Genomic DNA, 12,082 nt, shown 5'->3' on the forward strand with positions numbered 1-12,082 from the left:
GCCGCCGCACCGCCTCAGATTCCATGACCGATTACCCCTCTCGCCGCTCTCTCCGCCAGCAGCCGGGTGCCCAGAAGGGCCGTGCCGCACAGGGCCGTCGACACGCGCCGCATGCCCGATCGCGGCGCCATATGGCCGCAGCCGGGGCGGCGACGATGCTGCTCGTCGGCAGCGTCATGGTCGCGATCCCGGCGGATGCGGCGACGGTCAACTCGCAGCCCTTGTACGCCAGCGAGCTGCTCGCACACACGCAGAGCCTCACAGTGGAATCCGACGTCACGGGCGACGCCGTCGAGAGCACGTCGTTCGACTCGAAGACCGTCACGACGTCATCCGGGGCGCCGGCGCTGACCGTAGGCGGCGTGACCAACGCCGACTGGGCCGCGCTCGTGCTGCAGGATGCCGGTCTGCCCATCACGCAGAACAACGTGACCGTGATCCTGCAGTGGATGGACTCCGAGAACTCGCCGAAGAGCTGGTACCTGCGCAACAACCCGCTGAACAACGGGCTCGGCTCGGGTGGCGGCGGCGGATTCGGCAGCTACGCGAACCTGCGCATCGCGGCGTCGTACGTGGCGCAGCAGCTGGACCGGTCGCTGTTCGCGGGCATCCACGACGCGCTCGCAGCGGATTCCGCGCCGGCGGTCACCGAGCAGGCGATCATCGCCTCGCCCTGGGCCTCAAGCCACTACGGCGGCGGCGCACGCTTCCACGCGGTGAATGTGCCGATCGTGGCCGCCCCGGCTTCCGCCTGGGGGTGACCCGGGCCTGGGGTCAGGCCCCGCGCCCGCGGCCCCGGACCGGTACCGAGAAGTGCCGGAATGTCGTGTCTACCGCGCAATGACGACATCCCCGCACTCCTCGGTGGGAGTCCTGGTGCAGCTTTCGGGGCCGAAGCGACCTCTCAGTCGGAGCTGAGCGAGCAGGTGCCCCATAAGGTCAAACCCAGCAGCGAGATCGCCGACGCAGAGGCGCTGTTGGTCGCGCCGGCCGTCGCATCCCCGGCACTCGAACTCGCAGTGATCGTGTAGGTGCCGAGCCCGAGGACCGAGTCAGCCTGAACACTGGTCGTGTAAACGCCGTCAACCGGACCGGAGGTCGACGTGCCGCTTCCGCCGAGCGCCACACCGTCCGAGGCGATGACGAACGACGGCGTCTGACCGGTGACAGGCGTTCCGTCGTACTGCCAGGTGAGCGTGAGTGTGCTGCCGTCCGCTGACGCGGAACACTCGGTGAAGGTGATGAGCGGCAACGGGGGTGTGGCGGGCGGGGAGGTCGGCGGAGTGCTCGGAGTCGACGTTGGGGTCGGGGTGGGCGTTGGGGTCGAGGTCTGGGTCGGCGTCGGACTCGACGAAGAGCTCGGCCGAGAGGACGGTGACGAGGACGGGGCGGATGCTGCGGCTGGGGCCACCGGGGGCACGGCGGTGCCCCGCGCGGGCGCCGGAGCGGCTCCGGCAGCGGGCGACTCCGGCGCTACCGGGGCAGGACTCGGGGACGGCGTGGGTGTGGAGGGTGCTGGCACAGGTGCGCTCGGTGCGGCATCCGTCGACGTCCCCCCGGGAGCCTCGGAAGACTGCGCGACCGAGGTGATGATCTGCTTCTCGGGTGCCGGGCCACCGGTCACGGCGAACGCGACGCCGACGGCGATCGCCCCCGCGGCGACGGCCGAGCCGGCGCCGATCGCGACGTTGCGCACGTGCGTGGGCTTCGGCGGCCAGAAGGCGCCGGCGCCCAGGGTGGCGGCGGTCGCAGCTGCCGGCTTGAGAAGAGCCCCGTACGCGGTGGCGGCGCCCGCACCGAGGAATCCGATCAGGATCAGCGCGCCGAGGCGGTGCGACGCCTCGGTCATCTCGGCCGCGGCGAGCGGGCAGCGGTCGCACTCGTCGAGGTGGGCGTCGAGGCGCTCCTGCTCGCGGGCGGGCAGAGACTTGCGGGTCGAGGCGGCGAGCCGGTCGATGGACCAGCGGCACTCGGACTCGGCGGGGACGGTCTCGATGTGCGCCTGCACCCAGGCGTGCCGTAGGCCCTCCTTCGCGCGCTTCGCAAGGGCCGACACCGCGTTCGGCTTGATGCCGATCATCGCGGCGACCTCGCGCGGGGGCAGCTGCTCGGCCTCGGTGTACCAGAGCACCTCCTGCCAGCGCTGCGGCAGCGTGTTGAAGGCGCGCACCGTGAGACTCTGATCGAAGCGCTCGGCGAAGGCCTCATCACTCGAGTCGGGGTCGACGGCCTCGAACTCCTCGGGGGTGAGCTCAGCGGGCTGCGCGCCCCAGCGCGCTGCGACCGAGCGGATCGTCGTGACGAGGTACGGCCGGAACGCCGCCGTCGGGCCGTTGCCGCGCTCGATCGCCTTCAGCACACGCACGAACGCCTCGGAGACGAGGTCGTCGGCGTCGAAGGCCGACGTGATCGCACGGGCAGCGTTGATGCCGGCGCGGTGGTGCCGGTTCCAGAGCGCCCCGTACGCCTGCTTGTCGCCGGCGCGCACGCGCTCGAGCAGCGCGGCGTCGCTGAGGGCGTCGTCGGACTCGGCGTGCGAGGGAAGGGCAGTCATGAAGAGATCCCGGTCGGGTAGACAGAGGGGTGCATCGGTACGCTACGCGATGCGCGCGCCATCACGCTATCCGGAGCCCGTGAGCCTTAGACGGGCAGCGTCGCCAGAGGGCGAGGCACGGCCAGACGCACGGACATCAGCTCGACCAGCACCGCCTCGCACTGGCGCACCATCAAGCACAGAGCGCCGTCGATGCGCTGCACGACGAGGCCGCCGCTCAGCGCCGCGGCCGACAGCGTCGCCGCGGCGACGTTCAGCAGACCCGCCGCCGTCTTCCACGGCACGACGTCGGGAAGGTGCTCGACCACGTCGCGGGCCACTGCCTGGACGAACTGCCGCCAGTCATCCGGTGCCTTCTGCTCGGCCAGCGCTCGCGCGACCCGCAGTGCGTCGAGCTCGATGACCTCGTTCATGTGTTCTCGCCTTCTCTAGAGATACGGATGCCCCGCGCGGCGCGCGGGAAGACTCGGAATACCGGACACGAGCGGCCGCCACCCCCATGGCGGCCGCTCTCGGCCCATGCCCGCACGCGAGTTCCCAGTCGTCGATGCGGGCACCCCCTGGCCGGTCCTAGTCGGCCCGGTGACGGCTGCCGAAATCGGTGCGCACCGCGAGCAGGTCGCGGATCTGCGTCAGCAGCTCGATGTCACTGGGCCCGGTCGGCGCCCCTTCCGCCGGCTCGACCGCCGCCGCGCGCCGCTTCATCACTGCCTGAAGCGGAAGCACGAAGGCGAAGTACACGACCGCCGCGATGATCACGAAGTTGACCAGCGCGCCGATCACAGCGCCGAAGTACAGCGTCGAGTGGCCACCCGAGACGGTCGGGATGTCGACCGCCAGGGCCTTGTCGAGGCTGTTCGCGTTGAAGACGGCGCTGATCAGCGGGTTGATGATCTTCGTGACCACCGCCGTGACGAGTGCCGTGAACGCCGTGCCGATGACCACGGCGACCGCGAGGTCGATGACGTTCCCCTGGGAGAGGAACTCTTTGAACCCCTTCAGCATGGCTTTCCTCCAGTTCGGTTTGTGCCTTACATCGGAGGAAGACCCGGGGTCCGCGAGATCGTGACGCGCCTTGCGAAGATTTTTTGAAGTTATTTCTGCGGGGCCAGCAGCACGAGCCCGCGAACGCCGGGGACGGCTCGCCAGCCGGCATCCGCCAGCACCGCCGCGAGCCTCGTGCGCTCTTCGTGCGCAGGCGCGCCCTGCAGGTAGACCGCGGTGACCCCGTTGTCCTCGAAGTAGTCGGGCGCCTGCGCAGCGCCCGCGCCCGCGCCCGTGAGCGATTTCGCGAACTCGAACTGCGCGACCGGGTAGAGATCGTTGCGCGAGTCGATCGTCACCTGCAGATCGGGCCGCAGCACGTCGATCGCGTCGGACGCGCCGACCGTGCTGAAGACCCGGGCGCCGTGGGGGATCGAAGCGAGATCCGCGGGGTCGACGCCCGTGAGACGCCAGCCGGGGACCACGGATGCCGCAGCCACGCACACCGCGACGATCGCCCAGGCCGCCGCCGCGCCGAACGCGCCGATGCCGATGCGGGGCAGTCGCGGCTGAGGCATCCGCGCCACCGCCGGGCCGCCCGCGAGCACGCTGAGCATGACCAGATCGGTGTCCGAGCGCACGACCAGGCAGGCCGACAGGGCGGCGATGAGCAGGATGCCCGCCGCGACGTGGTCCCGCCGGATCAGCACCAGCACGATCGCCGCGGCGCCGATCACGAGAGCGAGCACGACGGGCTCGTAGTTGTAACCGCCGGGATCCGCGAACAGATGACCCCAGGCCGCGTAATGCTCGGCGCGCGAGCTGCTCGCCGTGCCGAGGGACTTCACGATGCCGGCCGCGCCCGCGGGCGTCGCCAGCACGCCGAGCGCCGCCCCGAGCCCGACCACCGCGGCCGTCGACGCACGGCGGGCCACCGGCATGCAGATCGCGTAGACCGCCGCGAACACGGCGATCGCGACGAGTCCGCCGAGGTGCAGGTTCTCCCAGACGGCCGCGATCGCGAAGGCCGCGCCGCCGAGCGCGAGGCGGCGGCGGCCTTCAGACAGCGCGCTCATGCGCGGATGCAGGCACACGAGGGCGAAAGCGAAGACCGCTCCGTAGTCCGCCAGCTCGGACTGGCCGTCGGCCCACCCCGCCAGGGTGAGGCTGAAGAGCACAAGGATGCCGACCCGCACCGGCCCGGCCTGCAACCCGAATCGCCCGAGCACCCGCCAGACGAGGGCGAGCACGCCGAGCTGGGCGAGAAGCACGAAGACCACGACCCCGGCGAATCCGGCGCCCCGATAGGCGATCGCGAGCAGCGTGCCCCAGCCCCAGCTGTTCGGAATCCAGGGGAGCATGCCCGCCGTCCACGACCAGGAATGGCTCAGCACGGCGTGACCCGTGCTGAGCGTCAGCTCGCCCTGCCGCAGCTGCCACCACAGCTGCGGGTTCGCGGGCAGCGCGGCGGTCGCGTTGATCACGGCGTACCCCACGGCCCAAAGCGCCGCAGCCAGCCCCCACCAGAGCTCGGATCGCCGCGCCGCCGTCCGCCCGGTCGTCAGAAAGTCGCGGGTAAAGCGGGGATTCCGCGACGTGTTGACGACCGAGGCCGGACTCGGGGCGTGAGGGGTCACTCAGCCAGTGCACGCGCCCTCCCGCAAGAAACCACACAGATCGTCTATCAACGCGGAACATAGGCTCTGGGAATGCCCTGGACGACTCTCACGACCCGCACCGCCTACGAGAACCCGTGGATCCGGGTGCGCGAGGACCAGGTCGTCCACCCCGACGGCTCGCACGGGCTCTACGGCGTGGTCGAGCTGCGGCCCGCGGTCTTCGTGGTCGCACTCGACGAGGACGACCGCGTCGCGCTGATCGAGATCGACCGGTACACGGTCGGCGCCTCGCTCGAGGTGCCCGCAGGGGGAAGCGACGGGCAGGAACCACTGGTCGCGGCGCAGCGCGAGCTTCTCGAGGAGACCGGGCTCGAGGCATCCGATTGGTCCGAGCTGGGGTCGCTGTTCGCGTTGAACGGCGCCGCGCTGGCCCCCGAGCACGTGTTCCTCGCGCGCGGGCTTCGTCAGGCGACGGATTCCTCGCACAGCCAGCTTGAGGAGGGGATCTCGGGCGTGCGCTTCGTGCCGCTGCCCGAGGTGCTCGCGATGATCGGCCGCGGCGAGATCAGCGACAACGAGACGGTCGCCGCGGTGTCCCTCGCGGCGATCAAGCTGGGGCGGCTGGCGTAACTCCGAGCCGCTCACGTGCTCGCCATTTTCCGCGGCCTCCTTCACATCGAGACCGCGGAACCTGGCGACGACGTGGCCGCTCTCGATCGCTCGGCTCCTTCGCCGTGTTTCCAGGGCGTAAAAATCGGGGAAGACCACTAGTCGCGGAAATCAGTTGCCCCTAGGGTCTTGTGTAATAAGAACTGCGTATCAGCATCTAAGAAATGCCGGAGTCTTCATGAGCATCGACCCGTACTACAACGTCCGCGCCTTCCATTCCTTCGTGCAAGAGACGCTGCACGAGCTGGGCCCCGCGCCGGAGCAGCCGCTGATCAAGGCGGCCGTCGCGGTCGTGATCGAGAACCCCTTCGCCGGGCGGTGGGTCGAGGACCTGTCGCCGCTCACTGACCCGAGCGCGAGCCTCGGCACCGAGCTCGGGAGCCGCCTGGTCGCGCTGCTGGGCGGCCGAGCCGTTGAGTCCTATGGCAAAGGCGGCCTCGCCGGGGTGAACGGCGAGCAGGAGCACGTCGTCGCCTGCATCACGACCGTGTTCGGCGACGCGCTGCGCGATGCCGTCGGCGGAGGCAAGGCGTGGATCTCCTCGGCGTCGAAGGTCGCCGCGACGGGCGCCCAGATCGACATCCCCCTCGCCTACAAGGACGAGGTCTACGTGCGCTCCCACTACGACGCGATCACGATCGCCCTGCCGGACGGCCCGCGGCCGGACGAGCTCGTCATCATCGTGGCCGGCGCGAGCGGCGGCCGCCCGAATGCACGCGTCGGCGGCATGACCGTCGCGGACGTCATCGCCCGAGACCAGAACTAGATCACCCCCTCGAGACACCAGGAGCAGCTCGTGACCTACCAGCACAGCCAGTACTACGAAGACGCCTCCATCGCCAGCGTTCTCGCCGACGTCGCCCGGGCGCACCGGATCCTCGAGATCGAGGGCCACGCCGACATGTCGATGGGGCACCTCTCCTACCGCGACCCCTTCGGTCGCGGGCTCTGGCTCAAGCGCGGCAACCTCGCCCTGTCGGAGGTCGAGGGCGACGACTTCATCCTCATCGACTTCGATGGGAACGTCCTCGAGGGGACCGGCCTGCGCCACCTCGAGTGGCCGCTGCACGCCGAGATCATGAAGGCGCGGCCTGACGTCAACTTCGTCGGCCACTCGCACCCCCACTTCGCCACAGTGCTCGGTGCCTCGACGGAGGAGCTGAAGCCGTACAACAACCACGGCATCTGGTTCGCCTACGAGGGCGTGCCGCGCTTCGCCGAGACCTGTCACATCATCACGACCGTTCCGCTCGGCGTCGCCGCGGCGAAGGCGCTCGGCAATGCGCAGGCGCTGCTTCTTGCGAACCATGGCGTCGCCTTCGTCGGGAAGACGGTGCCGGAGGTGACCCTCGCTGGGATCTTCCTCGAGAAAGCCGCCCGTTTCCAGGTCGACCTGAAGGCCTCCGGGTTCACGCCGATCGAGCCCGACCCCGAAGAGGCCAAGGAGAAGTTCGACCGCATCTACCCGCCCAAGGCACAGCACAATTTCTGGACCTTCTTCAATCGGCGGCTCGACCGCGTCGAAGCGCTGCAGGGCATCGGCATCTCGCAGATCAGCCTTCCGCCGGGCGTCTGATCCGCGCTCGCCCGCGCGCAAGAAGCTGCGTTCCCACGCGGGCGAACCCCTTCCCATCCGCGGCTCTGTCCGCTGAGACAGAGCCATTCGCCGCTGCGAAGCACGAGAACGACTTCGCACAACATAAGAAAACGATCGCTGGAGGCATGTCGAGATGAGTTCTACCCGTCACGCGGAGATCGCCGGTGCAGGGTTCGCGGGTCTCACCGTGGCGACTGCGCTGGCACAAAGGGGCTGGTCGGTCCGCTTGCACGAGAAGGGCACCGAGCTCCGTGAGCAGGGTGCGGGCATCGTGCTGTTCGGCAACTCGCTCAAGGTGCTCGAGTCGCTCGGCGTCATCGACGAGATCAACGAGGGGTCGATGACACCCCCCTTCTACGAGACGCGCATGCAGAACGTCATCGTCTCTGACGAGGACATGCCGGGCGTCTGGTGGCGCACTCTGACGCGCCCCTTCCTCCACAAGGTCCTCTCGGAAGCGGCGCGGCACGCCGGTGTCGAGATCGCCACGGGCTCGGAGGTCATCGGCGCCACGGAAAGCGGCACGTTGCGGGTGCGCGGCGGCGAAGAGCTCGAAGCCGACCTCGTCGTCGGCGCAGACGGCGTCGCCTCGGCGGTGCGCGACTCGCTCGGCATCCGTTACGACCGCTGGAACGCAAAGGACGGCATCACCCGCTTCCTCGTGCCCCGCCGCAAGGAGGACCTCCAGCGGATCGAGCCCGACACCGAGTGGGACAATGTCATCGATTTCTGGAACCTCGAGCCGCGCGTGCTCCGTGTGCTCTACACCCCCGCCAACGCACGGGAGCTGTACATCGCACTCATGGCGCCCTCTGACGACAAGGAGGGCTCGGCCACGCCGACCATCAACCTCGACGTCTGGACCTCGATCCATCCGCAGCTGCGCCCCGTGCTGGAAGAGGCCACGAAGATCGATGGCAAGTATTTCCGCTATCAGACCAACCGCCTCGAACAGTGGACGAAGGGCCGGGTCGCGCTCATCGGCGACGCCGCCCACGCCATGGCCCCTGCGCTCGCCCAGGGCGGCGGCTGCGCCATGATGAACGCCTTCACCCTCGCGACCGCCGCCACCGCGGCCGACCCAGCGGACCTGCCGGATGCCCTCGTCGAATGGGAGCGGCTCGAGAGGCCGTTCACCGAACGCTGCCAGGACCGCTCGCAGGAGTACGCCAGCACCCGCGGGATGTCCCAGGGCGGCCAGTTCGTCGGCGACAACCTCGAGACTGCGCTGTACGACCCGACCGACCCGAATCGGCACCTCGCGCAGGTCTGAGTCGAGCGAAGCACTCACCCCCGAGAACAAGGAAAAGAGAGATCACCATGAGCGTTCCTGAAATCGCCACCGTCGTCGGCTCCGGGACCATGGGGCCCGGCATCGCCGCAACCCTGGTCCGCGCCGGAGCCGAAGTGCGGGTCTACGACATCAGCGCCGAGGCCCTCGCCCGCGCCGAGCAGACCTTCGCCTTCGCCTCGGGCGTCCTCGACCAGGTCGGCGGCCCGAAGGTCGACGGCGGCTCCGCCACCTTCACGACCGACATCGGCGAGGCGCTCGCCGGCAGCCGCTTCGTGATCGAGGCGGTGCCTGAGAAGATCGAGCTCAAGGAGAGCGTGCTGAAGCAGATCGAGCGCCTCGTCGGCGACGACGTCATCATCGCGACCAACACCTCCGGCATCCCGATCTCCGACATGGCGCCCTCGCTCGAGCGCCCCGGCCGCTTCATCGGCATGCACTGGTCGAACCCGCCGCACCTGATCCCGATGATCGAGGTCATCCCCGGCGACGCCACCGAGCAGAGCACCGTCGATGAGCTTGTCGACATCGTGAACTCGTTCGGCTATCACCCGGTGCTCGAGAAGGAGATCGCCGGCTTCGTCGAGAACCGCGTGCTCTACGCGATCCTGCGCGAGTGCGTCGCGCTGCTCGACGAGGGCATCGTCACGCCCGAGGCGCTCGACACGTGCGTGAAGTGGGGCATCGGCTACAAGCTCTCGGTCATCGGCCCGACCCGGCTGCTCGACATGGCGGGCGTCGACATCTACGCCGCCGTCTCCGGCTACCTCAACAAGCAGCTGGACGCGTCGACCGACACCCCCCAGGTGATCAAGGACAAGATCGCCGCGGGCGAGCTCGGCTTCAAGAGCAGCAAGGGCATGTACGAGTACGGCCCCGGCGAGGTCGACGCGAAGCGCAAGGACATCACCGCGGGTCTCGTCGCCGCGCTCAAGACCCTCTCGAGCATCACGCCGGTCTGATGCCCGTCACCCTCGAGCAGCGGGAAGACGGGCTGACCCGCACCAGCGGGGCCGAGGTCGACCTGGCGTTCCGCACGTGGGGCGCCGGGCCGGCCGTCGTGCTGCTGCACGGCACCTCGGCCAGCCACGCCGTGTGGGAGCCGGTCGCCGCGGCGCTCGCGCAGAACGCGACCGTGATCGCCCTCGACCAGCGCGGCCATGGGCGCTCGGACAAGCCCGCGAGCGGATACACGGCGGCGGATTTCGCGACAGACGTCGTCACCGTGCTCGACGCCCTCGGCATCGAGCGTGCGATCGTCGGCGGTCACTCGCTCGGCGGCCGGAACGCGTGGGTGTGCGGCGCGCTGCACCCCGAGCGCGTGGCGGCGGCGCTGATCGTCGACTACACGCCATACGTCGAGGCGGCGGTGCTCGACGATCTGCAGCTGCGGGTCGCCGGCGGCTACCGCGGCTTCGACTCCGTCGCCGACATCGAGGCCTACCTGCACGCCCGCTACCCGCTGCTGCCGCCCGACGCCGTCGCGCGCCGTGCGGCGTGGGGCTACCAGCGCCGCGACGACGGCCTGTGGTGGCCGCTCGCCGACCCGGGCGCGATGGACCGGCTCATCGAGGGCTTCCGGACGCCATGGGACGCCGAGTTCGCAGCGGTCGCCGCCCCGATGACGCACGTGCGCGGCGCCCACAGCAAGATCGTGAGCGAGGCGTCGTGGGACGCGGCGCGGCGTGCGCGGCCGGGCGACCGCTGGGTCCTCGAAACGGATGCCGACCACTACGTCCCCGAGGAGAATCCGGCCGTCATCGTGGCGGAGCTCGAGCGGCTGCTGGGGCTGTCCGCCCGCTGAGCGTGGGTCGGCCCGGGCAGGCGCTCAGGCGGGCCGGCGCTCAGGCCAGCGACGCCGCAAAGCTCGCCGCGAGCGCGAGCACCGTCGCGTGCACGGGCCCGGCCGTGATCGACGGGAAGACGGACGCGTCGACGACGTGGACGCCTTCGAGCCCGCGGACGGCGAGCTCCGGGGTCACGGGGGCGTCGTCCGTCTTCCCCATGCGCGCCGTGCCGACGGGATGATGGTGCGTGATCGCGGCTCGGGCGATGAAGGCGTCGAGGTCGTCCGACGTGGTCAGCGCCGGGCCGGGGAGCACCTCTTCCGCACCCCACTCCGCCAGCGCGGCTGAGCGGCCGACCGAGCGCGCCCGCTCGAACGCCGCTCGGAAGAGCTCGCGATCGCTCTCCTCGTCGAGGTAGTTCGGGTCGATCAGCGGGGCGTCGTCGACCTCAGGACCCGTGATGCGCAGCGTTCCGCGGCTGCGCGGATTCGTCACGCCGAAGAACAGGGTGAAGCCGTCGCCCGGCGCGAGCTCAAGGCCCGGGGCGTAGACCTCTGAGGGGCTCGGCGCGACGGCGCAGCCGACGACGATGTCCGGCCGGCCCTCGCTCGCCCCGAGATCGTCCGCCCTGAGATACGTCATCGCCTCGGAGATCTGCAGGCGACTCGGCGGCACGGGGCGCCTGGTGCGGTAGATGTTCCCCGCGCCGAGCAGGTGGTCGTGCAGATTGCCGCCCAGCGCAGGCGACTCGACCACCGGGTCGACCCCCGCCTCCGCCAGCACCGCCGGGTCGCCGACGCCGGAGCGCATCAGCAGCAGCGGGGTGGCGATCGACCCGCTCGCGAGAATGACCCGGTCGGCGAGGACCGTCTCGAGTGCGCCCCCGGTCGAACGGCTCGAATAGACGGCGCCGCGCACGCGCCCCTTCTCGATCAGCAGGCGATGGACGAGCACGCCCGTGCGCACGGTGAGGTTCGATCTCGTCGATGCCGGCTCGAGCCAGGCATCCGCCGCCGTCACGCGTCGCCCGTCTCGGATCGTGAGCGCGTTGACGGTCGCGCCGAGCATCTCGCCGCGGTTGTGGTCCGGGATGCGCGGGACGCCGAGCGACTCCCACCCGGCGAGATAGCTCCCGACGAGCGGGCTGGACAGCTCCGGCGTGGGGTGCAGCACGGGCAGGGGGCCGCCGCCCGCCTCCTCGAGCCCGTCGAAGAACGGCTCGAGGCCGTCCCACGACCAGCGCTCGGTGCCCGTGGCCTCCGCCCAGGCGGCGAAGTCCGCTCGGCAGCCGTGCATGTGCGCCATCGCGTGCAGCATGCTCGAGCCGCCGAGCCCACGCCCGCGCGGCCACTCGAGGCTCCGCCCGGCGAGCCGCGGCTGCGGGGTGGTCCGGTACGCCCAGTCGTAGGAGCGCTGCTGGATGAAGGGCCACAGCTGCGGCATCCTCATCTCCGGATCCTCGACGCGCTCACCCGCCTCGAGAACCGTGACCGCGCGCGATCGGTCGGCGCTCAGCCGGTCGGCGAGAACCGAGCCGGCCGAACCCGCGCCGATGATAAGGACATCGGGTCTTGTCACGGC

Annotated in this window: 12 protein-coding genes; 7 read left to right on the top strand and 5 right to left on the bottom strand. The window is 70.2% G+C overall.

The features are described from left to right. The first annotated feature begins 131 nt into the window (after positions 1-131). The gene (locus ABD708_RS01635; RefSeq protein ID WP_344751534.1) at positions 132-761 is read left to right on the top strand and encodes a hypothetical protein; all 630 of its coding nucleotides are present in this window, start codon (positions 132-134) and stop codon (positions 759-761) included. A 143-nt stretch (positions 762-904) separates the two neighbouring features. On the opposite strand, the gene ABD708_RS01640 is transcribed toward ABD708_RS01635, so the two are convergent. From ABD708_RS01640 to ABD708_RS01655, 4 genes are all read right to left on the bottom strand, one after another. Further along, entirely contained in the window at positions 905-2,554 is a 1,650-nt protein-coding gene (locus ABD708_RS01640) for a sigma-70 family RNA polymerase sigma factor (protein ID WP_344751535.1), read from the bottom strand. A gap of 86 nt (positions 2,555-2,640) precedes the next feature. Next, positions 2,641-2,967: a hypothetical protein gene (locus ABD708_RS01645; RefSeq protein ID WP_344751536.1), complete on the bottom strand. Its 327-nt coding sequence runs from the start codon at positions 2,965-2,967 to the stop codon at positions 2,641-2,643. 157 nt (positions 2,968-3,124) lie between these two features. Then, positions 3,125-3,559, bottom strand: a complete 435-nt coding sequence (gene mscL / locus ABD708_RS01650; RefSeq protein WP_344751537.1) for a large conductance mechanosensitive channel protein MscL — start codon at positions 3,557-3,559, stop codon at positions 3,125-3,127. A gap of 89 nt (positions 3,560-3,648) precedes the next feature. Then, complete coding sequence (locus ABD708_RS01655) at positions 3,649-5,175, bottom strand: hypothetical protein (protein ID WP_344751538.1); 1,527 nt, start codon at positions 5,173-5,175, stop codon at positions 3,649-3,651. Between the two features lie 72 nt (positions 5,176-5,247). Between ABD708_RS01655 and ABD708_RS01660 the strand changes: the two genes are divergently transcribed. The 6 genes from ABD708_RS01660 (at position 5,248) to ABD708_RS01685 (ending at position 10,518) form a co-directional block, all read left to right on the top strand. Next, positions 5,248-5,787 (top strand): NUDIX domain-containing protein, encoded by a 540-nt coding sequence (locus ABD708_RS01660; protein ID WP_344751539.1) that lies wholly within the window; start codon positions 5,248-5,250, stop codon positions 5,785-5,787. A 217-nt stretch (positions 5,788-6,004) separates the two neighbouring features. After that, positions 6,005-6,592: an amino acid synthesis family protein gene (locus tag ABD708_RS01665; RefSeq protein WP_344751540.1), complete on the top strand. Its 588-nt coding sequence runs from the start codon at positions 6,005-6,007 to the stop codon at positions 6,590-6,592. Positions 6,593-6,622: 30 nt separating this feature from the next. Then, positions 6,623-7,402: a class II aldolase/adducin family protein gene (locus ABD708_RS01670; protein ID WP_344751541.1), complete on the top strand. Its 780-nt coding sequence runs from the start codon at positions 6,623-6,625 to the stop codon at positions 7,400-7,402. Between the two features lie 154 nt (positions 7,403-7,556). After that, positions 7,557-8,696 (top strand): FAD-dependent oxidoreductase, encoded by a 1,140-nt coding sequence (locus ABD708_RS01675; protein WP_344751542.1) that lies wholly within the window; start codon positions 7,557-7,559, stop codon positions 8,694-8,696. A gap of 47 nt (positions 8,697-8,743) precedes the next feature. After that, positions 8,744-9,676 (top strand): 3-hydroxyacyl-CoA dehydrogenase NAD-binding domain-containing protein, encoded by a 933-nt coding sequence (locus ABD708_RS01680; protein ID WP_344751543.1) that lies wholly within the window; start codon positions 8,744-8,746, stop codon positions 9,674-9,676. Continuing rightward, positions 9,676-10,518, top strand: a complete 843-nt coding sequence (locus ABD708_RS01685) for an alpha/beta fold hydrolase (protein ID WP_344751544.1) — start codon at positions 9,676-9,678, stop codon at positions 10,516-10,518. Before ABD708_RS01680 ends, ABD708_RS01685 begins: the two co-directional genes overlap by 1 nt. A 40-nt stretch (positions 10,519-10,558) precedes the next feature. Here the strand turns inward: ABD708_RS01685 and ABD708_RS01690 are convergent, their stop codons facing one another. After that, positions 10,559-12,079 (bottom strand): GMC family oxidoreductase, encoded by a 1,521-nt coding sequence (locus ABD708_RS01690; RefSeq protein WP_344751545.1) that lies wholly within the window; start codon positions 12,077-12,079, stop codon positions 10,559-10,561. Positions 12,080-12,082: the final 3 nt, after the last annotated feature.

Origin of the sequence: Gryllotalpicola koreensis (genome assembly GCF_039538185.1) — a bacterium.
GTDB classification, from domain to species: Bacteria; Actinomycetota; Actinomycetes; order Actinomycetales; family Microbacteriaceae; genus Gryllotalpicola; species Gryllotalpicola koreensis.

Coding starts and splice junctions, on each gene's coding strand:
- ABD708_RS01635 (WP_344751534.1), top strand. CDS start 132: ATGGCCGCAGCCGGGGCGGCGACGATGCTGCTCGTCGGCAGCGTCATG.
- ABD708_RS01640 (WP_344751535.1), bottom strand. CDS start 2,554: ATGACTGCCCTTCCCTCGCACGCCGAGTCCGACGACGCCCTCAGCGAC.
- ABD708_RS01645 (WP_344751536.1), bottom strand. CDS start 2,967: ATGAACGAGGTCATCGAGCTCGACGCACTGCGGGTCGCGCGAGCGCTG.
- mscL (WP_344751537.1), bottom strand. CDS start 3,559: ATGCTGAAGGGGTTCAAAGAGTTCCTCTCCCAGGGGAACGTCATCGAC.
- ABD708_RS01660 (WP_344751539.1), top strand. CDS start 5,248: ATGCCCTGGACGACTCTCACGACCCGCACCGCCTACGAGAACCCGTGG.
- ABD708_RS01665 (WP_344751540.1), top strand. CDS start 6,005: ATGAGCATCGACCCGTACTACAACGTCCGCGCCTTCCATTCCTTCGTG.
- ABD708_RS01675 (WP_344751542.1), top strand. CDS start 7,557: ATGAGTTCTACCCGTCACGCGGAGATCGCCGGTGCAGGGTTCGCGGGT.
- ABD708_RS01680 (WP_344751543.1), top strand. CDS start 8,744: ATGAGCGTTCCTGAAATCGCCACCGTCGTCGGCTCCGGGACCATGGGG.
- ABD708_RS01685 (WP_344751544.1), top strand. CDS start 9,676: ATGCCCGTCACCCTCGAGCAGCGGGAAGACGGGCTGACCCGCACCAGC.